Genomic DNA, 22,083 nt, shown 5'->3' with positions numbered 1-22,083 from the left:
TCAGCCTCCGAAAATGCCCGGCAGGGGGCGCATGTAGATGCCAAGGACTTCCTGAACCAGATACCAGACCGCGCCGGTGGCGATGAAGGCAACAGGCAGCATGATATGCCACTTGCGCTCGCCCAGAATGAACGAGCCGAGGATCAGGAAGGCGGAGGTTGAGATCAGAAAGCCAACAGGCCGCAGGCACAGGGCATAGATCACCATCAGGGCCAGCAGCATCAAAGCTTGATCAAGATGATACTCCGCCAGACGCCGGTAATCGATATCAGCCTCTTTCGGCTCGGACTTTTCGAACCCCAGCAGGATGATTACGCAGGCGATGATGCCCAGTATCGACAGCACTTTGGGGAAGGTGCTTGGCCAAATAGGGTTGCGCTGCATGAAGGGGGGCAGGCTGCCATCCATCGTAAACCAGGCGGCATAGCCATAGGTCAGACAGACCCCAAGCAAAACAAGCGCGATCCAGCGATCCAGCGCCATGACATCCCCTCCCTTACGTGTTCTTTTTGTGTGGCAGAGCGGCGAACCGCTCTGCCATGGGTGGTGCTTACAGGAAGCCCAGCTTTTTCATCAGATCGCTGATTTGCTGTTCCTGCTGCTCGAGAAAGGCCGAGAAATCGTCGCCTGAATTGTGGATGTTCACCCAACCATTGCGCGCGCGTACTTCTTCCCATTCGGGGGTGTCATACATCTTGGCGATGGCGTCCTGATAGGCGGCCAGCTTGTCCTCGGGCAGGCCGGGGGCCGCGAAGAAGCCGCGCCAGTTGACAAAGGTGGTGTCGATGCCCTGTTCCATCATGGTCTGCGCGTCAGGCGCTGCGTCCACACGCTCATCCGCAGTCACGCCGATGATCTTCACCTCGCCTGCATTTGCCAGATCGACGGCTTCCGAGAAACCGGTCGACAGTGCTGCGATCTCACCCGACAGCAGGGCTGCCATGGCTTTGCCGCCTGCGTCATACGGGATGTATTTGACGCCGAGCGCGTCTTTGCCAGCCGCTTCCATCACCATGGCCGCAACCAGATGATCCATTCCGCCCGGGACCGAGCCGCCGCCGATGGCCGTTGCACCCGGGTCGGCGTCATAAGCCGCCAGCAGGTCCGCCATCGAGTTGATCGGGCTGTCCTTGCCGACAACAATGGCCGCGTAGTCGCCGATCGTGCCGGACACCAGCGTCAGGTCGCGGAAGTTGTGCGGGAACACCCCGGTCAGCGAGCGGATCACGATGGGGGTCGAGTTCACCATCAACGTGCCGTGGTTGCTTTCGGCGTTTTCGATCAGATAACCGATGGCTTTACCGCCGCCGCCGCCCGACATGTTCTCGTAAGACGCGGTGCCCACAAGGCCCGCTTTGGTCAACGCCTCGCCGGTTCCACGCGCGGTGCCGTCCCAGCCGCCGCCTGCGCCGCCGGGGATCAGAAAGTGGATGCTGTCTACAACCTCATCCGCGAATGTCGGCCCTGCAAGACCAACAGCGGCCACAGCCGCGATCAGGGCGCGACGGCCCAGTTTGAATGTCGTCATGTTTTCCTCCCATTTGACAACCGGCCGCTTGGCGGCTCAGATTATCGTCAAGAAAAACACATCAACCTGACATCAACCTGTCACGCGCGAAAATACTGCTTACGCCTCATGAAATTCCTGCTGGTCGAAGACAATATGGACCTCGCGAATGCGATCAGTTCGCGGATGCGGCTGGATGGCCATGTCGTTGATCATGCAGCGAAACTGGATGATGCAACGGCCTATGTGGACACCGAGGAATATGACCTGATCCTGCTGGACATCATGCTGCCCGACGGCGACGGTCGCGACTTTCTGAAACGGCATCGGGCCAGTCATCTGGACACACCTGTCATCGTTCTGACCGCCCGCAGTCAGGTGTCGGATCGAATCGGATCGCTCGATCTGGGGGCAGATGATTACGTCACCAAACCCTTCGATCATGCCGAGCTTGAGGCCCGCTGTCGCGCCGTGCTGCGGCGCAAATCAGGGATCGCCAAATCGACGATTGAGATTGGTGGGATCGTTTTCGACCCTGTCGCGGGTCATCTGGGTGTGGGGTCCGAGACCGTGTCGCTGCGCAACCGCGAACTGCGCCTGTTGGAGTTGTTTCTGAACGCCCCCGGTCAGGTGTTTTCCAAACAGAAGCTGGCGGATCGGTTGTTTTCCTATGACGACAACGTCTCGGATAACGCTATTGAGGTCTATGTGGGCCGCCTGCGCAAGCATCTTGAAAGCTCGGACCTGAAGATCACCACGTTGCGCGGGCTGGGGTACAGGTTGGATCATGTCCGCTAGCGCTGCCGTCTCGGGGTCTTTACGCAACCGGCTGGTGCTGACCCTGATCGGAGGCGCGGCCATTCTGGCGCTTTTACTGTTCTTTGCCGTGCGCAGCTACGCGGCCCGCGTGGCGCAGCAAGGGCAGGACAATATCCTTGGTGCGTCGGTCACCTCGATCCTGGATGCTGTGGCGCTGCGGGACGGAGAGCTTGAGGTCGATATCCCCTATGCTGCGTTTTCCATGCTCAACACCCCGTCGGATGACAGGGTGTTTTATGCAATCTTTCAGGACGGCCAGCTTTTGTCCGGCTATGACGATTTGCCCGTAACCAACAGCACCCCGGACGGTGGCTGGACCTTCCGCTCGGGTCAGGTCCGGGGCGAGGCGATAAGGCAGGTCAGCGCCAGCCGGACCTTGGTCGGGCTTGGCACCCGGACACAGGTAGAAGTGGCCTTGGGGCAAACGCAGGACGCGCTGGCCGAGACGCTGGATCAGATCTCGCGTAATGCTGCCTTGCTGGGGCTGGGGTTCTTTGCCCTGGCCGCCGGCTTGTCCTTTTGGGCGACCTCCACCACCATTGGGCAGTTGAACAAGCTGACCACATCCGTCACGCGACGGGGGCCGCAGGACCTGAGCCCGTTCCGAAAACCGGTGCCACGGGAAATGGCGCCGCTGGTGACGTCGCTGAATTCCCTGATGGGGCGGCTGGATCACTCGCTCAGCCAGTCCGAGGAATTTATTGCCGAGGCCGCGCATCGTGTTCGCACGCCTTTGGCAACGGTCCGGTCTTATGCGGATGCCACGTTGCAACGCGTGGAAAAGGAAGAAAACCGCGAGGCGCTGCGGTCGATGGTGCGGGCCATCGACGAAAGTTCACGCGCGGCGGGGCAGTTGCTGGATCATGCGATGATCACCTTCCGGGCCGATCATCTGGAGCGGGAAGAGATCGATCTGGTCACCCTGATCCGCGATCTGGTCCAGCGCCTGACACCGATTGCCGAGATGAAGGATCTGTCATTGTCGCTGACCGGTGATCCGGCGGTGCCTTGTTCGGGCGATCTTATCCTGATCCAGAATGCGGTGCGCAACATGATCGACAACGCCCTGAAATACGCACCCGCCGACAGCACCGTCAGGATCGAGGTCACAACCCCGCCCAAAGTCACTGTCAGCGATCAGGGGCCGGGTTTCCCACCGGACGAGATTGACCTGCTGACCCGCCGGTTTGAACGCGGCCAGAACGCCATTGGAACCATCGGATCCGGTCTTGGTCTGACGATTGCGCAGGATGTGGCGACGGCGCATGGGGGCACACTGACCCTCAGCAACCGGCAGGAGGGCGGCGCATGCGTTACCTTATTGCTTTAGCGTTTCTTTTGTTGCCCTGCGCTGTGTCGGCTCAGGACTGGGAAGATCGGCAGGTGTTCAACGCGGATGCCGGTGGTCCGGTTCTGCGCGTTCTGTCCAGTACCGACACGGTGTTGTTTGCGCCACTGATCGAGGGTTTCATTTCCGAAAATCCAATGATCGGGATCGAGTATCTTGTGACCACCACCGCCGATATCGACCGTCTGGTCCGCGCCGACCCGGATGCGTTTGACATCGTCATCTCAAGCGCGATGGACCTGCAGTTGAAACTGGCCAATGACGGGTTTGGTCTGCCGCTGACGGACATACCCCATCCGGACTGGGCGCAATGGCATGACAGCCTGTTTGCGTTTACCTCGGAACCGGCCTCAATCGTGATCAACCGTGCCGCTTTCGAAGGCGGGCCGATCCCCGAAACCCGGCAGGAGTTGATCGAGATCCTGCGCGCCCGTCCGCAGGATTTTCGCGGTAAGGTCGGGACCTATGATATTCGGGACTCGGGGTTGGGCTATCTGTTTGCAACGCAGGACGCGCGGGCCTCGGAAACCTATTGGCGGTTGATGGAGGTGATGGGAGGCCTCGGCGTTCATCTGTATTGCTGTTCAGGTGCGATGATCGACGATTTGACGGATGGCACCATTTCCGTCGCCTATAACGTGCTTGGCAGCTACGCGGCGGGACGAGCGGATCGGGATGGTGTGCTGCAGGTCATCCTGCCGACGGATTTCCAAACCACAATGATGCGCACGGCGATGGGTTTGGCGGGTACTCCGGAACCCCAAACCGCCGAGCTGTTCGTGCGCTATCTGATCGCGCAAAACGCGGGCGGCGCGGCCTCGCTGCCGACGCTGCAATCGGGCGGGGCCGCAAACGCGCGCGGGACGATTGTTCTGGGCCCTGCATTGCTGACCTATCTCGATCAGCTGAAACGGCGGAAATTCCTGAGCGACTGGGAAAACGCGGTTATTCAGAGGTAGGGTCGGACGCTGTCAATGCGGGCGGCAACTGATCGCTCCATTTCCTCAACTCATCCAGAAAGCCCAATGCTGTCTGGCCGAACGCGGTGATCGAATACTGAACCGAAACCGGTGCGGTGTTCATCACGCGTCGGTGGATAAGCCCTTGCTGTTCAAGCTGCCTGAGGCGTTCGGCGATCATCTTCTTGCTGGCACCTCCGATCATGCGGGACAGGTCGTTAAAGCGCACAGGCCCATCCTTGAGGTGCCACAGAATGGACCCGGTCCACTTGCCGCCGATGATCCGCATTCCACGTTCTATCGCGCAAGGTTCGGCGCAGGCATTGGTGGCGATGCGACGCCCATCTTTGTCCTGATTGATCTGTGCCCGCATCTTTCGCGCCTTTTCCGGATTACTAGGCTACAAAAAGTATACTGGTTGCTTTTCCTTTCCGCAATTCACAGGTTCACGATACGCCAAGCCCGACCCGGCATGGCCGCCCGCAAACCCCGAACGCACTGAGGATGACCATGTCCCAAGCCGAAATTCATCTGTACACCGCCGGAACCATGAACGGTTACAAACCTGTCATTTTTCTGGAAGAGGCAGGTATTCCCTATGACCTGACTCATATCAATTTCTCAAAGCAGGAACAGAAAACGCCCGAGTTTCTGGCCCTGAACCCCAATGGCAAAATCCCCACGATCGAAGACCGGACCGAAGGGCGGGCGATTTTCGAAAGCGGCGCGATCCTGTGGCATCTGGCCGAGAAATACGGAAAATTCCTGCCGTCCGATCCGGTCAAGCGGTCCGAGGTCATGCAGTGGATGCTGTTTCAGGTTGGCCATGTTGGGCCGATGATGGGGCAGGCAATGTATTTTCAGCACATCGCTGCCCCGAACGGCCATGAAGAGCCGTTTTCCATCCGCCGCTATGTCGACGAAAGCCGCCGGCTGATGGAGGTGATGAATGATCGCCTGAACGGGCGCGACTGGATCGCGGCGGGGGAATACACGATTGCGGATATGATGCTGTATCCTTGGGCGCGGGCGTATGTATGGGCTCGGGTGAAGGTGGATGACCTGCCGCATCTGAACGCGTGGTTTGATCGCATCGACGCGCGCCCTGCGGTTCAGAGGGCGCTGACCATTCCCAAGGCCAACCCGCAGTTCTGGGATGCTGATGCCGATGCCAGCGCATTCGCCAGGGAAAACGCCGCGCGGTTCTCGGGTGATGTCAAAAGCTGATCACTCGCGGAAGGCGCGGTTGAAGTAATCGGACATCGGTTTGACCAGATAGGACAGGGGGGTGCGCTCATCCGTCTTGATCATCGCTTCGACCGGCATGCCGGGCAGCAATGCCTGACCGTTCAGACGTTCGACCTGCCCGTCATCCGGCACAAGCTCGGCCCGGTAAAAGGTAAAGCCGGTCTGATCGTCGGTGAATGTGTCGGCCGAGACGTTGATCACATGCCCGTCAATCTCGGGCGTTTCCCGCTGATTGAAGGCAGGAAAGCGCAGGGCGACCGGTTGGCCCACATGCAACTGATCCACGTGGATCGCGTCCACCCGTGCCGCCACCACCAAAGGCGTGTCCTGCGGCACCACATACATCATCGGTTCAGCCGGTTGGATCACCGATTGCAGCGCAAATACCTGACTGTCGTAAACCGTGCCCGAAACCGGTGCACGGATATCCAGCCGTGACAGACGCTCGGTCAGGGACAAACGCCGTTCCGACAACTCCGCGACCTGAGATTGCACGTCGCGCAATGTGGTGATCGCCTCTTCCCGGCGTGTGGCGGCCAGTTCGAGGATTTGAATCTCGGTCGCCGCGATCTGACCTTTCAACCGGGCCACTGCGGCCTCAAGCCGTCCGATTTCGCCGGTCAGGTTGGCCTCTTCCCGTTGCAGGGCCAGTACCCGGCTGACTTGGGTCAGGCCGCGGTCCAGCAGGCTTTGCTGATCCTCAAGCTCTTGCTGGATCAGATCGACCTGACGGCGCAGCGAGACAAGCTGCGCCTCGGTTCCGTCAATCTCGCTTTCGGTTTGCACCAACTGTTTGCTCAGCTGTTCGGTCTGCTGGGCCAAGGTGTTCAGCCGCGCGTCGAACAGGCGTTGTTGCCCGTCGATCAGGTCCGGGGCGATGCCGTTTTCCTGTTGAACTTCACGCAGATGGGTGGCCAGGTCTTCGGGCGCGGCATTGTCGCGTTCGGCCTCAAGCCGGGCACGGCGGGCCAGCAGCTCGAACAGCTGCGCTTCGACAATGGTCTTTTCCGACGACAGGAAGGTGTCGTCTAGCCGCAGCAGCAAATCTCCGCTGGAGACAACAGCACCGTCGCGCACGAAAATCTCGCCGACCACACCGCCGTCGGGGTGCTGTATGACCTGACGGTTGCTTTGCACCTCGATCACACCGGACGAAACGATGGCCCCGGCCAGACGTTGTGTGACGCTCCAGACACCAAGCACGCCCACCAGAAAAAACAGCGCAGCAAAGCCGACCATGGCAGGCAGCGTAATCCGCCACGCGGAACGCCCATCCGGTTTCGAAGTGTCCGTCATCCCGAAGTCACCTGGCTGAGATTTCGTTTGATCGCCCCGGCATTCTGGACCATGGCATTCAGAACCTCGTCGCGGGTACCGAATTTGACCACTTGCCCCTTCTCGACCACCGCCAGATTGTCACATTCCGAGATCGCCTGCGGCCGGTGCGTCATGATGATCGCCGACTTCCCGGCGGCTTTCAGCCCGCGCACAGCGGCATTCAGCGCCTCGGTGCCGTCTGCGTCCAGCGCCGAGTTCGGCTCGTCCAGAATCAACAACACCGGATCCCCATAAAGGGCGCGGGCCAGTGCGATGCGCTGTTTCTGACCGCCCGATAACTGACTGTCATTGCCTTCCAGAAACGTGTCGTAGCCTTTTTCCAGAGACAGGATCAGCTCGTGCGCGTTCGCCTTTTTGGCGGCATCGACCACGGCCTGAGAATCGGGGTTCTGGGACATGCGCGCAATGTTCTCGGCTACCGATCCGTTGAACAGGGTGACTTGCTGCGGCAGATACCCGATGTGCTGACCCAGATCGTTAGGATCATATTGGTCCAGCGTGGCCCCGCCCAGACGAATTTCACCCGCGGTGGGGTGCCAGAGACCCAGCAAAGCCTTGGCCAGTGTGGTCTTGCCCGACCCGCTTTTGCCAATCACACCAAGCGCAGTTCCGGGTTCAAGGTTCAGCGTGACATTGCGCAAGGTCGGTGCAGTGGCACCCGGCGGGATGACCGTCAGTCCCTTTGCCGCCAGTTGCGCTGCAGGTGTCGGCAGCTTGGTCCGTTCAGCCTCGGGCGGGGTCTGGTCCAGAAACTGGTTTAGAGAGGCCCAGGCGCTACGGGCCTTTTCGACCATGCCCCATTGTCCGATTGATTGTTCGACAGGTGCCAGCGCGCGGCCCAGCAGGATCGACCCGGCAATCATCGCACCGGGTGAAAGTTCGTTCTGCAACACCAGCCAGGCCCCAAGCGCCAGCATGGCCGATTGCAGGAACAGGCGCAGCGATTTGGTCAGCGAGGTAAAGCTGCCGGTCCAGTCACTGGCCGCAATGGTCTGGCGCAGCGCGTCCGAGCGCTGGTTCAGCCAGCGCAGCGTCACGTCCTGCTGCATCCCTTGCGAGCGGACGACTTCGGCCGCCTGACGCGCATGTTCGGAAAAGGCGTTTGCGCGCGCTGATGCGGCCTGCGCCTCGGCCACTTTGCGGCGGGTCAGGGCCTGATTCAGCAGCGCAATCACGATCAGCAACCCGCCACCCGCGACGGCCAGCCAGCCCAGCAGCGGGTGAAAGATGAAAATCGCGGCCAGAAACACCGGGGTCCATGGGATATCCATCACGGCCAGCAAAACCGGCGACGCACACAGGTTCTGGATCGACTCGAGATCGCGCAATGCCGTTGCCGGGGCCGCACGGGCCTGTGGGTTCAGTGACCGGCGCAGCGTGGCGTCAAACACCCGCGCGTCCAACTGCGACTGGAACCGCGCACCAAACCGCGCAACGATGCGCCCGCGCGCAAAATCCAGCATGGCCATAAGGCCGTAAAGCAGCGCGACCAGCAGAAACAGTGCCGTCAGTGTTTCGACCGCGCGCGAGCCCAGAACACGGTCATAGACCTGCAGCATGAACAACGGCCCGGTCAGCATCAGCAGATTTACGAAGATGCTGAACAGAAAGGCTAGCGCCAGAAAGGTCATACCCTGATTGCGCGTATTGCGCAGTTCATGACGTGGGGCAGCCGGCATTTGGTGCTGGGGTCTCAAAATTCAAAATCCACATCAATCAGGTTGGGCCGGAGGCAAAGAATGCCCGGCCATTGTTGCGAAGAACCAATCCTTTTTCGAGGAAGAAATTGCAAATCACAAGGCAAAGTAGCGGCGGCTTTCGGCCATTCCCTTGGCGAGCATCCGCCTTGCCGGGGAAATCCGCACAAGGTGGCGCGCCTTTGTCGTGGTCGCCGGGCTTATCTTGCTGCCAGAAACTCTGACACGCGGGACAAGCCCTGTTTCAGGATTTCAGGACCGTTGGCATAGCCGATGCGCACATAGCCCTCCATCCCAAGGGCTGATCCGGGGGTGAACATCACGCCGGTCTCCTGCAACAGCTTTACGCAGAAATCGCGGGAACTGATGGGCAGGTCGTATTTCAGCAGGGCAGTGGTGCCGGATTTTGGTTTGACCCAGGTGATTTTTGGTTCCTGCGCCACCCAATCCCGCAGGATTTCCAGATTGCCGCGCGTGATCCGCTGGCTGCGGGCCAGAAGCTTGTCCTTGTTCTCTAGCGCCAGCGCAGCAAAGTGATCGTCGATCATCCCGACCGAGATGGTGTCATAGTCGCGGTGAATGGTCACCGCCTCGATCACCTCGGTTGGTGCGGCGATCCAGCCCAGCCGCAAACCCGCCAGTGAGTACGCTTTGGACATGCCCGCAGTGCTGATGCCTTTTTCGTAGATGTCGGCAATCGACGCGCTGATGCCCGAGCCGTCCTGATCGGTGCCCCGATACACCTCATCACACAAAATCCACGCATCCGCCGCGCGGGCAATGTCGGCGATGTCTTCCAACATGGCCCGGTCCATCAACGCGCCGGTTGGGTTGTTGGGGTTGTTCAGCGCGATCAGCCTTGTCTCTGGTGTCACAAGGGCGTGCAACTCGTCCAGATCGGGGAGGAATTCGTTTTCCTCGCGCAGCTGAAGATGATGCACATCCGCGCCGATGCTGGCGGGGATTGAGTAGTGTTGCTGATAGGTCGGCACCACGGCCACAACCCGGTCTCCGCGTGAGACCAGAGTTTTATGGATCAGCATATTGGCCCCGATCGTGCCGTGGGTGACGATTGTGTTTTCAACCGACTGGTTTTCATACAGCGCCGCAATGGCGCGGCGCAGCCGGTCGGACCCTTCGATGGCGCCATAGGTCATTTTCAGGTCCAGAAGCTCGGACAGGTCGGTTGCGTTTCGGCCTGTCAGGGTCAGCAATTCCTGAATGGTCAGGCTTTCCACGCAGGTTTCGGCCAGATTCCAGTCGCATCTGGTTTCCCATTCGTTCATCCAAATCTCGACGCCGAAAGGTTCGATATACATGGCTGAGGGTCCTTGAGTCGTGTGCTGCCTTGGCTGTCCTTAGATCAACGCCTCAAGCTGGTCCAGAACATCAACACTGACGGCCACGCCATTTTCTTGGGCTTCGGCCCGCCGTCTTAGCCGTCCGTCACCGGGAACGCGGGCGTCGCCATTGCCTTCGATTTCGGCGCAGATCCGGGCGATGTAGTCCGCAAACGCATCATTGCCAAATCGCGCCGGGTCCAGCGCGATCAATGTTGCGCCGCCCTTGATGTTCAGCGCGCCATGCGCCTCGCGCGCGTCGTTATTGACGGACAGGGTGCCGCCTGCAAGGGCTGCGCCCAAAACCTCAACCAGAAAGGCAATTCCGGCCCCTTTGTGACCGCCAAAGGGCAGCAGGCTGCGGGTTTCCAGAATGGCGTTCGGGTCCGCAGTCGGGTTGCCTTCGGTATCCAGCCCGGCGGGGTGCGGCAGGTCATGCCCTTCGGCAGCGGCCATCTTGATATCCAGAAACGCAACGGCCGAGGATGCCTGATCCCACACCACCGGTTCGGCCCCGTCGCGCGGGCAGGCAAAAGACATGGGGTTGGTGCCAAACACCGGGCGTTGTCCGCTCTGCGGCACCACCAAAGACAGTGAGTTGACCACGGCGAGCGCCACCAAACCCGCCTCGGCCAGAGGTTCCGTATCGAACCGCAGGGCGGCCAGATGGTGGCAATTGGCACAGGTGAAGGCGGCAATGCCATTCTCGCGCGCCATGGCGATCAGCTCGTCACGGGCGGCGGTGGCTGCGATCTGATAATACCCGTTGTCCCCGTCGCCACGCAGAACACCCGGCGCGATGCGCTTGATTTCCGGTTGCGCGGACGGGTTGGCATAACCCGAGGTGAAGCTTTGCACATAGACCGGCAGGTTGCGCAGGCCGTGGCTGCGCGGCCCGTCGCGTTCGGATTGTGTGACAATATCGGCCAGAACGTCGCTGCCACGCTCATCCATACCGGCGCGGATCAGCACTGATTTGGCCAAAGACCGGATTTCGGTCAGCGAAAGGGTTCGTGTCGAAGCGTGTGCCACAGAAAAATCCTTTGCTTTCAGGCTGCAATTGGGGCCGGTTCGGATCTGGCCTGCGGCCCGAGCTTTGCATGTCTTTCATAGGTTTGAAAGGGCGACGCGCCGGTTTTCCGGGGCAGGGGGCAGCGATTTGAATTGAAAGCCGGGTCCAAAGAATGCTTAACACTTGGCATAAAGACGAAAACACGTGACGGGGAGAACCAAGATGAAGAAGATTCTTATGGCAACGGCGGCCGCCATTTTGATGGCAGCCCCGGTGCTAGCCGAGACCAAGGTGGGCATGATCACCACACTGTCGGGCGGCGGGGCCGGTCTGGGCATCGACGTGCGCGACGGGTTCATGCTGGCGATCCAGCAATCGGGCCGCGACGATATCGAAGTTGTCATCGAGGATGATCAGCGCAAACCGGATATCGCGGTGCAGCTTGCCGACAAGATGATCCAGTCCGAAAAGGTGGATGTGCTGACCGGTATCATCTGGTCGAACCTTGCCATGGCCGTTGTGCCCTCGGTCACGGCGCAGGGGAAGTTCTACCTGTCTCCGAATGCCGGACCCTCGCCGCTGGCCGGTAAGGGGTGTCACCCCAACTATTTCAATGTCGCATGGCAGAACGACAACCTGCACGAGGCTGCGGGCGCCTATGCCAATACCGCAGGCTATAGCAACAGCTTCATCATGGCCCCGAACTATCCCGCCGGGACCGACGCCCTGACCGGATACAAGCGGACCTTCGAAGGCGATGTAGCGAGCGAGGTCTATACCCAGCTGGGTCAGACCGACTATGCCGCCGAAATCGCGCAAATCCGCGCCTCGGGCGCGGACAGCGTGTATTTCTTCCTGCCCGGCGGCATGGGGATTTCCTTCCTCAAGCAATATGCCGACAGTGGCGTGGACATTCCGGTCGTGGGTCCTGCGTTCAGCTTTGATCAGGGGATTCTGCAAGCGGTCGGGGATGCGGCACTTGGGGTGGTGAATACGTCTCAATGGAACAAGGATATCGACAACCCGACGAACGCGGCCTTTGTCGAAAGCTTTCAGGCGGAATACGGACGTCTGCCGTCGCTCTATGCCAGCCAGGGCTTTGACACGGCGAACCTGCTGATCTCGGCCATCGAGGCCGCAGACGTGTCCGATGCGGACGCGTTCCGCGAGGCGCTGCGGGCCGCGAATTTCGACAGCACGCGCGGCGATTTCTCATTTGGTCCAAACCACCATCCGGTACAGACGATCTATGCGCGCGAGGTCGTTCAGGAAGGCGATGTCTTCACCAACAAGATCATCGGCACCGCGCTTGAGAACCATTCCGACGCATATGCTGCTGACTGTAGCATGTAGCACCACGCCCCGGGGTTGATCCCGGGGCTTCCCCTTCGTCCTTTGACCAACCCTCCCGGATCGGATTCGGGACACCGGAACGCGTGATGTCCACACTACTTGTTATCGAGCAGGTCCTGAACGGATTGCAGTTCGGTGTCATGCTGTTTCTGATGGCAGCGGGCCTTACCCTGATCTTTGGCGTCATGGGCCTGATCAACCTCGCGCACGGGTCGCTCTATATGGTTGGCGCCTTCGCGGCCGCTTGGGTTGCGGGTGCGACAGGTTCGTTCCTGCTGGCGCTGATCGCGGCTTTGGCGGCGGCGGCCATGGCCGGAACGCTGATCGAGACGGTGGTGATCAGGCGGCTTTACAAAGCGGCGCATCTGGATCAGGTGCTGGCGACCTTTGCGCTGATCCTGATCTTTTCCGAGGGCACCCGGTACGTCTTTGGGTCCTTCCCTTTGTTTCTGGATGTGCCCGATTACCTGTCGGGCCCTGTGACGCTGCCGGGCGGTATCCAATACCCGCTATACCGTCTAGTCCTGATCGGGATCGGCCTTGTGGTGGCGCTTGGCCTGTGGTGGCTGACGGCGCGTACGCGTATCGGCATCCAGATCCGTGCAGGCGAGAATGATCGTGAGATGATCGCCGCACTGGGTGTCGATATTTCGAAGCTTTACACGCTGGTCTTTGCCCTCGGCGCAGCGCTAGCGGGGCTTGCCGGAGCCTTGGTCGGCGCGATCCAATCGGTGCAGGTCGGGATGGGCGAGCCGGTGCTGATCCTTGCCTTTGTGGTCATCGTGATCGGCGGCATCGGCTCGATCCGGGGCGCGTTTATCGGGTCGCTGCTGGTGGGGCTGACGGACACGCTGGGCGGCATCTTCCTGCCCGAGCTGTTCAAGCTGTTCATGGACAGCGGCGCGGCCACGCAAACCGGCTCAGCGCTTGCCTCGATGTCGGTTTATATCCTGATGAGCATCGTTTTGATCTGGCGACCCTCTGGCCTGTTCGGGGCGCGCGCATGATCTCGGAACGCCTTATCAACTGGGTCGTGATTGCGGGCCTTGTGGCGCTGCCACTTTGGGCGCTGAGCGTGGATGAGATTTTCACGATCACCCTGACCACCCGGGCCGTGATCCTGGCGCTGGCGGCGGTGGGTCTGAACATAGCGCTTGGCATCGGTGGCATGGTTTCCTTTGGACATGCGGCTTTCTTCGGGTTGGGCGGCTATTCGATGGGCATTCTTGCCTATCACGCGCAAACCTATGTGCCGCTGGAATTGGGGCCGTTCACGATAGAAGGCACGAAATCCATGCCGGTGATCTGGCTGACGGCGACGGTGATTTCCGCTCTGGCCGCATGGGTGATCGGGCTGCTCAGCCTGCGCACGACGGGCGTGTATTTCATCATGATTACCCTCGCCTTTGGGCAGATGTTCTACTACTTCGCCATTTCCTGGGGCACTTATGGCGGCGAAGACGGCCTGTCGATCTACGTGCGCAACGGGTTTCCGGGGCTGAATACGCTGGACCCGATCCAGTTCTTCGGGTTGTGCTTTGTTGCCTTGTGCCTGGCGCTTTTGCTGCAATGGTGCTTGCGCAATTCACCTTTCGGGCTGGCCCTGAACGCCGCTCGCCAGACTCCCGAGAGGGTGGAAACCGTAGGCCTGAACCCGATGCACCTGAAACTGGTGGCCTTTGTCATCTCGGGCGCGATCACGGGGTTGGCGGGGGCATTGTTTGCCGATCTCAACAGGTTTGTCTCCCCCACCATGTTCAGCTGGCAACTGTCGGGTGAGCTGATCATCCTGATCGTGATCGGTGGGGTCGGGCGGTTGATGGGGCCGGTCATCGGCGCGGTGATCTTTGTGGCGCTAGAGCACTGGCTGGGTGGCCTGACCGATTTCTGGCACGTCTGGCTGGGCACGATCCTATTGTTGATCGTCCTGTTCGGGCGCGGCGGGGTGATTGGCCTGTTGACGGGTAAGGAGGGCGCGCATGTCTGAGCCGATCCTTGCCACGCATGGCCTGACGAAATCTTTTGGCGCTTTGACAGCAACAGACGATGTCTCGATCGATCTGCAACCGGGTGAGATACACGCCATCATTGGCCCGAACGGGGCGGGAAAATCCACCCTGATCGGACAGATCAGCGGCAGCCTTGCCCCCGATCAGGGCCGCGTCGATTTGATGGGGCAGGACGTCACGGGCCTGAGCACGGCCGCCCGCGCGCAGGCAGGGTTGGGCCGGACATTCCAGATCTCGGCCCTGGCGATGGAAGACAGCGTTTTCGAGAATGTGCTTCTGGGGGCCATCGGTGCGACCTCGGGCGCTTGGTCGCTGTTTCGCCCGGTCACGCGCAAGGCTGACCTGAATGCGCGCGCGACAGAGGCGTTGGACCGTGTCGGGCTTGCCGATGTCAGGGATACCCGCTGCGCGGACCTTTCGCATGGCCAGCGCCGCCAGCTTGAAGTGGCCGTTGCCCTGACACTGAACCCAAAGGCCTTTGTCATGGATGAGCCGATGGCCGGGCTGGGTGCGGAAGGGTCCAAAGCGATGACAGGCTTTCTGGACGGGCTGCGCGCCGAGGCCCCCATTCTGCTGGTTGAACATGATATGGACGCGGTCTTTGCCTTGGCAGACCGGATCAGCGTTCTGGTCTATGGCCGGATCATCGCCACGGGCAGCGTCGATGACATCCGCAGGTCGCAAGAGGTGCAGGACGCCTATCTGGGAGACAGCGCATGAGCCTTCTGTGCGTTGAAAACCTGACTGCCTCTTACGGTCCGTCGCAAACCCTGTTTGGCGTAAACCTGTCACTGGATGCGGGTGAGGTTCTGGCTCTGATGGGGCGCAACGGCATGGGTAAGACCACCACCGTGCGCGCGATCTGCCGCATGATGCCTTCGGATGGCCGTCTGGAGTTTGCGGGGCGCGCGTTGCACATGTTGCCCAGCCATAAGGTGGCCCGTCTTGGGGTCGGGCTGGTGCCCGAAGGCCGGCGCTGTTTTCGCGACCTGACCGTGCGCGAAAACCTGATCGCAGCTGCACGCCCCGGCGAATGGAGGTTGCAAACGGTGGGTGCGTTGTTCCCACGACTGGCGGAACGTTCGGGTCAGCGCGCCGCATCCCTGTCAGGGGGCGAACAACAAATGCTGGCCATCGGGCGCGCGTTGATGACAAATCCGCAGCTTTTGATACTGGACGAAGCCACCGAAGGTTTGGCCCCGATCATCCGGCAGGAAATCTGGGCCGCAATTGCCCGGCTGAAACGCGACACGGGCATGGCCATTCTTGTTATCGACAAGTCGCTGAAAGAGCTCTCGGCAATTTCAGATCGCGCGGTGATCCTGGAACGCGGAAAAACCGTGTGGCAGGGGACAATGGCCGAACTGACCCCGGAGATTTCGCAAAGATATGTCGGGATTTAAGCCTTGGGTTTGCGGCTGAGCAGCCCGTATTTCAACGCCCATGACCGAAATGACCGACGCTTGCGCTTGCCCTGTTTCAATGCCTGCTTTGCCTGCGCACCGCCTTTGCGGTTGAATTCGTACACGTCGATGACCCGTTCGGCGCAGCCGCAGGCTTCGCCCATTCCGACCTTGGCGAAATAGAATTTCTCGAACCGTTCCGGTTTTTGCATGGCACGCCTCCTACTGTCATTGAACCGATTTGGCCGCGACTTGCCAAATCACTTTGTCGAATGCGCACGAGGCAGAATGTGTCCAGTCAGCCGCCAATATAGGTCCCTTGCTTGGGTCGGTAGAAGATTTTCTGGTCATGCAGTCGGCCCAGAAGGTCATGCATCCGGCGCACCGTATCCTCAAGGTTTGCGCGGTCTTCGTTGGAATTCCCGGTAATTTCGGTGGCATAAGACGTCATCGCCTGTCGCAATGCCTGTTCGATCAGGTCCATATCCTCGACCGATAGTTCGAACATATCGTTGTATTGGGGCATTCCGGGACCTCCTGCCATGGGCGTGCAGGATCAGTTTGCCCTGAAAACCGCGTGAATTCCACCTGCGAACAAGCGGGTCTAGCCTTTGGGTATCCGGGCCGAATAGAACTGCGCAATTGCCTGCGTCCTGTTTTTGACCGAGAGCTTTTCGTAGATATTCGACAGGTGGAACTTTACCGTGTTTGTCGAAATCTGTAGTTCCTTCGACAATTCGCGGTTGGACATACCCTGCGCCAGCGCGTCGAGGATTGCGCGTTCCTTGCGCGACAGGCTTTCTATCGGGTCCTGCTGCATCTTCCGGACGTCGATGAAGGGGAACACCATCTTTCCGGCAGCAACCTCGGCACAGGTTTCCAGCAGCCCCTCGACAGCGCCGGACCGGGGGGCAAAACCGGCAGCCCCGGCTTGCATGGCCAGGCGCGGAATATCTCCGCCCGCTTCACCATAGACGACGAACCGTGGTGCGTTGGCCTGATCGCGCAGCACTTCGATCAGCTTGGCGGCCCCCAGAACCGGCAGCGTCCAGTCCACCACGCCCACGTGAACGGGCACACGCATCACCGTTCCCAGAAACCCCTCGGCAGTAGCGGATGTGGCCACCAAAGAGAATCGCGGATCCCGCTCAAAGATTTCCGACATGGCAGACAGAACCAACGGGTTGCTGTCCGCCAGCATGATCTCGATCGGAGGTCTTGGAAGTTCAACCATATGATTTTGCCCTGATTTTCCGAGAACCTACCCATTTGGGTGGGCCAATCTTTTGTATACCTCGGTATTTTTACCACTATGGGTAGGTATAAACCCATACTATTGGGCATCCAAAAGCAGTAGTAAGTTACGTTGCGTCATAGGGCAAGTCTGCGTTTTCTACACGGCAACAAAACAGTTCGGGCGCGCCGCCCGCTCCACAGCCGAGGATGACACAGTATGACATTCCAGATTTACCCTCCGCTCGAAATCCCCAAGACCCTTGCTGCGGGTCCCGGACCAGGCAACACGGATGCGCGCGTGCTTCAGGCCTTCGCCAGGGCAGGTGTTGCGGATCACATGCAGGGTGATGTGCTGCGCGGCATGATCGAATGCAAGCACATGCTGCGGAAGATCTGGGGAACACAGAACGTCTATACTTTCGCTGTCGCCGGCACGGGTTGGAGCGCGCTGGACGCCATGTTCTCGGCCGTTATGCCCGGCGACAAAGTTGTGGCCTTTGCCAACGGCACCTTTTCCGGCATCGACGCGCTGACCCTGCGGATCAAGGCCGCCACGCCGCAAGAGCATGCCGCCAACCCCCTTGATCCCCAAGCCGCCAGCGTAACGGTGATCGACGTACCCCATGGCCAGCCGGTGACAGGCGAGATGGTCGAGGCCGCGCTGGCCGAGCACAAACCCAAATGGGCGTTCATGGCGCATTGGGAAACCGGCTCGGGCCGCGTCAATGATCTGCGCGGGTTCTCGGATGCCTGTCAGCGCCACGGCGCGATGGGTCTGATCGACGCGGTGTCCTCGCTGGGCGTCGATGACTTCTCAATCGATGATTTTCCGGGCGTTGCGGGTTGGGCGTCCTGCCCGCAAAAGGGCCTGTGCTGCCTGCCACTGACTTACGCGCCGATCAGCTTCACCGATGCCTATATCGACTCGCTAAAGGCAACCGGAGCGTATTCTTACGTCCACAACCCAATCTTCGAGGCCCGCCATTGGGGCATCGTTAACGGGCAGGACGTCGAGAAAGGCACCTATCACCGCACCCATTCGGCCTATGCGGTGGCAGCGTTCCATGAATCCCTGCGCCTGACGCTGATCGAAGGTCTGGCCAAACGGTCGATGTCGTACCGGACCCACGAGCGCGTTCTGCGCGATGCGGTCATCGAGATGGGGTGTCAGGTCACGTCGGACATGCCCAGCCTGATCGTGCTGAACCTGCCGCCCGAACTGGCGGGCCGCGAGATGGAGCTGGTGCAAAACTGCCGCGCACGGGGCTTTGGCATATGGCCGACGCTCAGCGCGCCGGTGCAGGTGCGGATCGGTATCCTCAACCAATTGAACCGCGAGGCGGTCAGCCGGATCGTGCGCCTGTTTGCCGAAGCCATTCGGGAACTGGGCGGCCAGGTCGACGCGGACGCAATCGAAGCCCTTTTGGAAAGCCGTTACGGCACCTCAATCGCTGCATAATCAGGAGCGGATCAGATGGATATCCATGAATATCAGGCCAAGGAAGTCCTTTCGAATTTCGGTGTCGACGTGCCTACGGGCGCGCTGGCCTACAGCCCCGAACAAGCAGCCTATCGGGCGCGCGAACTGGGCGGCGACAAGTGGATCGTCAAGGCGCAGGTCCACGCGGGCGGGCGCGGGAAGGCGGGTGGTGTCAAGCTGTGCAACACCGAAAACGAGATCTATCAGGCTTGCGATGACCTGTTTGGCCGCAAGCTGGTCACGCATCAGACCGGCCCCGAAGGCAAAGGCATCTACCGCGTCTATGTCGAAGCCGCCGTGCCGATTGACCGCGAGATCTATCTGGGGTTTGTGCTGGACCGCTCAAGCCAGCGCGTGATGATCGTCGCCTCCTCGGAAGGCGGGATGGAGATCGAGGATATCTCGGCCGACCGTCCCGACAGCATTGTGCGGTCGATTGTCGAACCGGCGGTTGGGCTGCAGGAGTTTCAGGCCCGCGAGATTGCGTTCAAATTGGGTCTGGAACCCAAGCTGATCCAGCAAATGGTGCGTACCCTGCAAGGTTGCTACGCTGCCTTCAGCGATCTGGACGCCACCATGGTCGAGATCAACCCATTGGTCATCACCGGCGACGACCGCGTTCTGGCGCTGGACGCCAAGATGAGCTTTGACGACAACGCCCTGTTCCGTCATCCCCAGATCGCCGAGCTGCGCGACAAAAGCCAGGAAGACCCCCGCGAAAGCCGCGCAGCGGATCGCGGTCTGTCTTATGTCGGGCTGGACGGCAATATCGGCTGTATCGTGAACGGCGCCGGGCTGGCGATGGCGACGATGGACACGATCAAGCTGGCCGGGGGTGAGCCTGCCAACTTCCTCGATATCGGCGGCGGTGCCTCGCCCGAGCGGGTGGCCAAAGCCTTCCGGCTGGTTCTGTCGGATGACAACGTGCAGGCAATCCTTGTGAACATCTTCGCGGGCATCAACCGCTGCGACTGGGTGGCCGAAGGTGTGGTTCAGGCGCTGAAAGAACTGGACCTCGACATTCCCGTGGTCGTGCGGCTGGCCGGAACAAATGTCGAAGAAGGCCAGAAAATCCTCGCCAAATCCGGCTTACCGATCATCCGCGCCACCACACTAATGGAAGCCGCCGAACGCGCCGTGGGCGCATGGCGCAACGATTTGTCCCAAAACACCAAGATGAGGGCTGTGTAATGAGCATTCTTCTCGATCGTGATACGCGCGTCATCGTGCAGGGCATCACCGGGCGCATGGCCCGGTTCCACACCAAGGACATGCTGAAATACGGCACCAATGTCGTCGGCGGCGTGGTGCCCGGCAAAGGCGGCGAAACCGTCGAAGGCGTTCCGGTCTTTGACACCGTCAAACAGGCCGTTGAAGCGACCGGCGCAGATGCCAGCCTTGTCTTCGTGCCGCCCCCCTTTGCGGCGGATTCGATCATGGAGGCCGCAGATGCCGGTATCCGCTACTGCGTCTGCATCACCGACGGCATCCCGGCGCAGGACATGATCCGGGTGAAACGGTACATGTACCGCTATCCCAAGGACAAACGCATGGTTCTGACTGGGCCGAACTGCGCGGGTACGATCTCACCCGGCAAGGCGCTGCTGGGGATCATGCCGGGGCATATCTATCTGCCCGGCCATGTGGGGATCATCGGGCGGTCTGGCACGCTGGGCTATGAAGCCGCCGCACAGCTGAAAGAGCGCGGGATTGGTGTGTCGACCAGTGTCGGTATCGGCGGCGACCCGATCAACGGATCGTCCTTCAAGGATATCCTGCAGCGGTTCGAGGACGACGAAGACACCCATGTCATCGCCATGATCGGTGAGATCGGCGGCCCTCAGGAAGCCGAGGCGGCGGAATACATCCGCGACCACATCACCAAGCCGGTGATCGCCTACGTCGCGGGTCTGACCGCGCCCAAGGGCCGGACCATGGGGCATGCGGGCGCGATCATCTCAGCCTTTGGCGAAAGCGCCAGCGAGAAGGTCGAGATTCTGTCTGCCGCCGGTGTGACCGTTGCCGAAAATCCGGCGGTGATCGGTGAAACAATCGCTCGGGTCATGGAGGCTGCGTGATGGTCAAACCTTCTGTTCTTGTCACCCGCCGCTGGCCAGCCGCCGTCGAGGCGCAGTTGGCTGAGAACTACGACGCGGTTCTGAACACCGGCGACAAACCCATGTCCCCGTCTGAGATCCGGCAGGCCCTGAAATCCTATGACGCGGTGCTGCCCACCGTCACCGACACGCTCAGCGCCGAGGCGCTGGACGTGCCCGGTGCGCAGACCAAGATCCTTGCCAATTACGGTGTCGGCTACAGCCATATCTGCGAGCCGTCGGCGCGCGAGCTTGGCATGACCGTCACCAATACACCCGACGTGCTGTCTGAATGCACCGCCGATATCGCCATGACCCTGTTGCTGATGGTGGCCCGTCGCGCCGGAGAAGGCGAACGCGAGTTGCGTTCGGGCAACTGGACCGGCTGGCGGCCCACGCATCTGGTCGGGACCAAGGTCAGCGGCAAGACGCTGGGCATCATCGGATATGGCCGCATCGGTCAGGAAATGGCCCGCCGCGCGCATCATGGCTTTGGCATGGAGGTGCTGGTTTACAACCTCAGCCCGGTGGACCCGGACGTGTTAGCGCGGTGCGATGCCACTCAGGTCGGATCGATTGATGAGTTGCTGCCGCTTTGCGACTTTGTCTCGCTGCATTGCCCCGGCGGGGCCGCGAACCGGCACCTGATCAATGCGCGCAGGCTGGATCTGATGAAACCGGACGCCTTCCTTATCAACACCGCACGCGGCGAGGTCATCGATGAACGGGCGCTGGTTCAGTCCCTGACCTTCGACATGATCGGTGGTGCCGCGCTGGATGTATTCGACGGCGAACCCCGCGTTTGTTCGGACCTGCTGCATTGCGACAACCTTGTGATGCTGCCCCATCTCGGCAGCGCCACAAAGGAAGCGCGTGAGGCGATGGGGTTTCGGGTGCTGGACAACCTGAGTGACTTCTTCGCCGGTCGCACGCCCCGCGACCGCGTGATCTGAACTGTTCCCCAAACTTCCTCCCGCCGTGATCCGGTCGGGAGGCTTCTTCAGGAGGTTTCCACGTGAACGCCCCCCACCGTTCCAATGGCTTTTTCACCCAATCCCTGTCCGACCGCGACCCGGAACTTTTTGGCTCGATCACATCCGAGCTGGGCCGCCAGCGCGACGAGATCGAGCTGATCGCGTCCGAGAATATCGTCTCTGCCGCCGTGATGGAGGCGCAGGGCTCGGTCATGACCAACAAATACGCCGAAGGCTATCCCGGTCGGCGCTACTATGGCGGCT

The 22,083-nt window shown here is 60.5% G+C and carries 23 protein-coding genes and 1 pseudogene; 14 read left to right on the top strand and 10 right to left on the bottom strand.

The window, feature by feature from the left end; translation table 11 throughout:
• The gene (locus tag ACR0AC_RS20735) at positions 1 to 483 is read right to left on the bottom strand and encodes a tripartite tricarboxylate transporter TctB family protein (protein ID WP_170456634.1); all 483 of its coding nucleotides are present in this window, start codon (positions 481 to 483) and stop codon (positions 1 to 3) included.
• Between the two features lie 67 nt (positions 484 to 550).
• Positions 551 to 1,528, bottom strand: coding sequence for a tripartite tricarboxylate transporter substrate-binding protein (locus tag ACR0AC_RS20730; protein ID WP_170456636.1), 978 nt, complete (start codon positions 1,526 to 1,528; stop codon positions 551 to 553).
• Between the two features lie 108 nt (positions 1,529 to 1,636).
• Between ACR0AC_RS20730 and ACR0AC_RS20725 the strand changes: the two genes are divergently transcribed.
• The 3 genes from ACR0AC_RS20725 to ACR0AC_RS20715 are packed head-to-tail and all read left to right on the top strand — an operon-like array spanning position 1,637 to position 4,633.
• A complete protein-coding gene (locus ACR0AC_RS20725; RefSeq protein ID WP_170456638.1) occupies positions 1,637 to 2,305 on the top strand; it encodes a response regulator transcription factor in 669 nt (222 codons plus the stop codon).
• Positions 2,295 to 3,656, top strand: a complete 1,362-nt coding sequence (locus ACR0AC_RS20720; protein WP_480875838.1) for a sensor histidine kinase — start codon at positions 2,295 to 2,297, stop codon at positions 3,654 to 3,656. The genes ACR0AC_RS20725 and ACR0AC_RS20720 overlap by 11 nt, the downstream gene beginning before the upstream one ends.
• On the top strand, positions 3,635 to 4,633 hold the full coding sequence (locus tag ACR0AC_RS20715; protein WP_480586739.1) for an ABC transporter substrate-binding protein: 999 nt from the start codon (positions 3,635 to 3,637) through the stop codon (positions 4,631 to 4,633). The genes ACR0AC_RS20720 and ACR0AC_RS20715 overlap by 22 nt, the downstream gene beginning before the upstream one ends.
• On the opposite strand, the gene ACR0AC_RS20710 is transcribed toward ACR0AC_RS20715, so the two are convergent.
• The gene (locus tag ACR0AC_RS20710) at positions 4,620 to 5,006 is read right to left on the bottom strand and encodes a winged helix-turn-helix transcriptional regulator (RefSeq protein ID WP_170524556.1); all 387 of its coding nucleotides are present in this window, start codon (positions 5,004 to 5,006) and stop codon (positions 4,620 to 4,622) included. The genes ACR0AC_RS20715 and ACR0AC_RS20710 overlap by 14 nt on opposite strands.
• Before the next feature lie 137 nt (positions 5,007 to 5,143).
• Between ACR0AC_RS20710 and ACR0AC_RS20705 the strand changes: the two genes are divergently transcribed.
• Positions 5,144 to 5,860: a glutathione S-transferase family protein gene (locus ACR0AC_RS20705; protein ID WP_480586742.1), complete on the top strand. Its 717-nt coding sequence runs from the start codon at positions 5,144 to 5,146 to the stop codon at positions 5,858 to 5,860.
• Here ACR0AC_RS20705 and ACR0AC_RS20700 read toward each other — a convergent pair whose 3' ends face one another.
• The 4 genes from ACR0AC_RS20700 to ACR0AC_RS20685 form a co-directional block, all read right to left on the bottom strand.
• A complete protein-coding gene (locus ACR0AC_RS20700; RefSeq protein WP_480875834.1) occupies positions 5,861 to 7,177 on the bottom strand; it encodes an HlyD family type I secretion periplasmic adaptor subunit in 1,317 nt (438 codons plus the stop codon).
• Positions 7,174 to 8,898 (bottom strand): type I secretion system permease/ATPase, encoded by a 1,725-nt coding sequence (locus ACR0AC_RS20695; RefSeq protein WP_480875831.1) that lies wholly within the window; start codon positions 8,896 to 8,898, stop codon positions 7,174 to 7,176. Before ACR0AC_RS20695 ends, ACR0AC_RS20700 begins: the two co-directional genes overlap by 4 nt.
• A 218-nt stretch (positions 8,899 to 9,116) precedes the next feature.
• Positions 9,117 to 10,235 carry an aminotransferase gene (locus tag ACR0AC_RS20690; RefSeq protein ID WP_480875828.1) on the bottom strand — a complete coding sequence of 373 codons (1,119 nt, stop codon included), beginning with the start codon at positions 10,233 to 10,235 and terminating at the stop codon, positions 9,117 to 9,119.
• Between the two features lie 39 nt (positions 10,236 to 10,274).
• The gene (locus ACR0AC_RS20685; RefSeq protein ID WP_480875826.1) at positions 10,275 to 11,288 is read right to left on the bottom strand and encodes an Ldh family oxidoreductase; all 1,014 of its coding nucleotides are present in this window, start codon (positions 11,286 to 11,288) and stop codon (positions 10,275 to 10,277) included.
• Between the two features lie 202 nt (positions 11,289 to 11,490).
• Between ACR0AC_RS20685 and ACR0AC_RS20680 the strand changes: the two genes are divergently transcribed.
• From ACR0AC_RS20680 to ACR0AC_RS20660, 5 genes are all read left to right on the top strand, one after another.
• Complete coding sequence (locus tag ACR0AC_RS20680; RefSeq protein WP_170456656.1) at positions 11,491 to 12,621, top strand: ABC transporter substrate-binding protein; 1,131 nt, start codon at positions 11,491 to 11,493, stop codon at positions 12,619 to 12,621.
• 86 nt (positions 12,622 to 12,707) lie between these two features.
• Positions 12,708 to 13,628, top strand: coding sequence for a branched-chain amino acid ABC transporter permease (locus tag ACR0AC_RS20675; RefSeq protein WP_480627371.1), 921 nt, complete (start codon positions 12,708 to 12,710; stop codon positions 13,626 to 13,628).
• Entirely contained in the window at positions 13,625 to 14,608 is a 984-nt protein-coding gene (locus tag ACR0AC_RS20670) for a branched-chain amino acid ABC transporter permease (protein WP_170456660.1), read from the top strand. Before ACR0AC_RS20675 ends, ACR0AC_RS20670 begins: the two co-directional genes overlap by 4 nt.
• Positions 14,601 to 15,350: an ABC transporter ATP-binding protein gene (locus ACR0AC_RS20665; protein ID WP_170456662.1), complete on the top strand. Its 750-nt coding sequence runs from the start codon at positions 14,601 to 14,603 to the stop codon at positions 15,348 to 15,350. The genes ACR0AC_RS20670 and ACR0AC_RS20665 overlap by 8 nt, the downstream gene beginning before the upstream one ends.
• Positions 15,347 to 16,033: an ABC transporter ATP-binding protein gene (locus ACR0AC_RS20660; protein ID WP_480875822.1), complete on the top strand. Its 687-nt coding sequence runs from the start codon at positions 15,347 to 15,349 to the stop codon at positions 16,031 to 16,033. Before ACR0AC_RS20665 ends, ACR0AC_RS20660 begins: the two co-directional genes overlap by 4 nt.
• Here ACR0AC_RS20660 and ACR0AC_RS20655 read toward each other — a convergent pair.
• The 3 genes from ACR0AC_RS20655 to ACR0AC_RS20645 form a co-directional block, all read right to left on the bottom strand.
• Complete coding sequence (locus ACR0AC_RS20655; protein WP_480875819.1) at positions 16,030 to 16,245, bottom strand: hypothetical protein; 216 nt, start codon at positions 16,243 to 16,245, stop codon at positions 16,030 to 16,032. The genes ACR0AC_RS20660 and ACR0AC_RS20655 overlap by 4 nt on opposite strands.
• Positions 16,246 to 16,331: 86 nt before the next feature.
• A complete protein-coding gene (locus ACR0AC_RS20650) occupies positions 16,332 to 16,559 on the bottom strand; it encodes a hypothetical protein (protein ID WP_170456669.1) in 228 nt (75 codons plus the stop codon).
• 78 nt (positions 16,560 to 16,637) lie between these two features.
• Positions 16,638 to 17,267: a response regulator transcription factor gene (locus ACR0AC_RS20645; protein ID WP_480875817.1), complete on the bottom strand. Its 630-nt coding sequence runs from the start codon at positions 17,265 to 17,267 to the stop codon at positions 16,638 to 16,640.
• Positions 17,268 to 17,486: 219 nt separating this feature from the next.
• Between ACR0AC_RS20645 and ACR0AC_RS20640 the strand changes: the two genes are divergently transcribed.
• The 5 genes and pseudogenes from ACR0AC_RS20640 to glyA all read left to right on the top strand — a co-directional run.
• Positions 17,487 to 18,728 carry a pyridoxal-phosphate-dependent aminotransferase family protein gene (locus tag ACR0AC_RS20640; RefSeq protein ID WP_480875815.1) on the top strand — a complete coding sequence of 414 codons (1,242 nt, stop codon included), beginning with the start codon at positions 17,487 to 17,489 and terminating at the stop codon, positions 18,726 to 18,728.
• A gap of 15 nt (positions 18,729 to 18,743) precedes the next feature.
• Positions 18,744 to 19,940, top strand: coding sequence for a malate--CoA ligase subunit beta (locus ACR0AC_RS20635; protein WP_480781969.1), 1,197 nt, complete (start codon positions 18,744 to 18,746; stop codon positions 19,938 to 19,940).
• On the top strand, positions 19,940 to 20,827 hold the full coding sequence (sucD, locus tag ACR0AC_RS20630; protein WP_170456675.1) for a succinate--CoA ligase subunit alpha: 888 nt from the start codon (positions 19,940 to 19,942) through the stop codon (positions 20,825 to 20,827). Before ACR0AC_RS20635 ends, sucD begins: the two co-directional genes overlap by 1 nt.
• The gene (locus ACR0AC_RS20625) at positions 20,827 to 21,798 is read left to right on the top strand and encodes a 2-hydroxyacid dehydrogenase (RefSeq protein ID WP_480875811.1); all 972 of its coding nucleotides are present in this window, start codon (positions 20,827 to 20,829) and stop codon (positions 21,796 to 21,798) included. The genes sucD and ACR0AC_RS20625 overlap by 1 nt, the downstream gene beginning before the upstream one ends.
• Before the next feature lie 62 nt (positions 21,799 to 21,860).
• Positions 21,861 to 22,083, top strand: a pseudogene (gene glyA / locus ACR0AC_RS20620) (serine hydroxymethyltransferase); the annotation flags it as partial.

It is taken from the genome of Ruegeria sp. H7 (assembly GCF_056532945.1).
This window is presented reverse-complemented; position numbering and strand designations above follow the sequence as displayed.

Bases quoted from the DNA above. Each gene is read 5' to 3' on its own strand.
- ACR0AC_RS20735 (WP_170456634.1), bottom strand. From the start codon at position 483: ATGGCGCTGGATCGCTGGATCGCGCTTGTTTTGCTTGGGGTCTGTCTG.
- ACR0AC_RS20730 (WP_170456636.1), bottom strand. From the start codon at position 1,528: ATGACGACATTCAAACTGGGCCGTCGCGCCCTGATCGCGGCTGTGGCC.
- ACR0AC_RS20725 (WP_170456638.1), top strand. From the start codon at position 1,637: ATGAAATTCCTGCTGGTCGAAGACAATATGGACCTCGCGAATGCGATC.
- ACR0AC_RS20720 (WP_480875838.1), top strand. From the start codon at position 2,295: ATGTCCGCTAGCGCTGCCGTCTCGGGGTCTTTACGCAACCGGCTGGTG.
- ACR0AC_RS20715 (WP_480586739.1), top strand. From the start codon at position 3,635: ATGCGTTACCTTATTGCTTTAGCGTTTCTTTTGTTGCCCTGCGCTGTG.
- ACR0AC_RS20710 (WP_170524556.1), bottom strand. From the start codon at position 5,006: ATGCGGGCACAGATCAATCAGGACAAAGATGGGCGTCGCATCGCCACC.
- ACR0AC_RS20705 (WP_480586742.1), top strand. From the start codon at position 5,144: ATGTCCCAAGCCGAAATTCATCTGTACACCGCCGGAACCATGAACGGT.
- ACR0AC_RS20700 (WP_480875834.1), bottom strand. From the start codon at position 7,177: ATGACGGACACTTCGAAACCGGATGGGCGTTCCGCGTGGCGGATTACG.
- ACR0AC_RS20695 (WP_480875831.1), bottom strand. From the start codon at position 8,898: ATGCCGGCTGCCCCACGTCATGAACTGCGCAATACGCGCAATCAGGGT.
- ACR0AC_RS20690 (WP_480875828.1), bottom strand. From the start codon at position 10,235: ATGTATATCGAACCTTTCGGCGTCGAGATTTGGATGAACGAATGGGAA.
- ACR0AC_RS20680 (WP_170456656.1), top strand. From the start codon at position 11,491: ATGAAGAAGATTCTTATGGCAACGGCGGCCGCCATTTTGATGGCAGCC.
- ACR0AC_RS20675 (WP_480627371.1), top strand. From the start codon at position 12,708: ATGTCCACACTACTTGTTATCGAGCAGGTCCTGAACGGATTGCAGTTC.
- ACR0AC_RS20670 (WP_170456660.1), top strand. From the start codon at position 13,625: ATGATCTCGGAACGCCTTATCAACTGGGTCGTGATTGCGGGCCTTGTG.
- ACR0AC_RS20665 (WP_170456662.1), top strand. From the start codon at position 14,601: ATGTCTGAGCCGATCCTTGCCACGCATGGCCTGACGAAATCTTTTGGC.
- ACR0AC_RS20660 (WP_480875822.1), top strand. From the start codon at position 15,347: ATGAGCCTTCTGTGCGTTGAAAACCTGACTGCCTCTTACGGTCCGTCG.
- ACR0AC_RS20655 (WP_480875819.1), bottom strand. From the start codon at position 16,245: ATGCAAAAACCGGAACGGTTCGAGAAATTCTATTTCGCCAAGGTCGGA.
- ACR0AC_RS20650 (WP_170456669.1), bottom strand. From the start codon at position 16,559: ATGCCCCAATACAACGATATGTTCGAACTATCGGTCGAGGATATGGAC.
- ACR0AC_RS20645 (WP_480875817.1), bottom strand. From the start codon at position 17,267: ATGGTTGAACTTCCAAGACCTCCGATCGAGATCATGCTGGCGGACAGC.
- ACR0AC_RS20640 (WP_480875815.1), top strand. From the start codon at position 17,487: ATGACATTCCAGATTTACCCTCCGCTCGAAATCCCCAAGACCCTTGCT.
- ACR0AC_RS20635 (WP_480781969.1), top strand. From the start codon at position 18,744: ATGGATATCCATGAATATCAGGCCAAGGAAGTCCTTTCGAATTTCGGT.
- sucD (WP_170456675.1), top strand. From the start codon at position 19,940: ATGAGCATTCTTCTCGATCGTGATACGCGCGTCATCGTGCAGGGCATC.
- ACR0AC_RS20625 (WP_480875811.1), top strand. From the start codon at position 20,827: ATGGTCAAACCTTCTGTTCTTGTCACCCGCCGCTGGCCAGCCGCCGTC.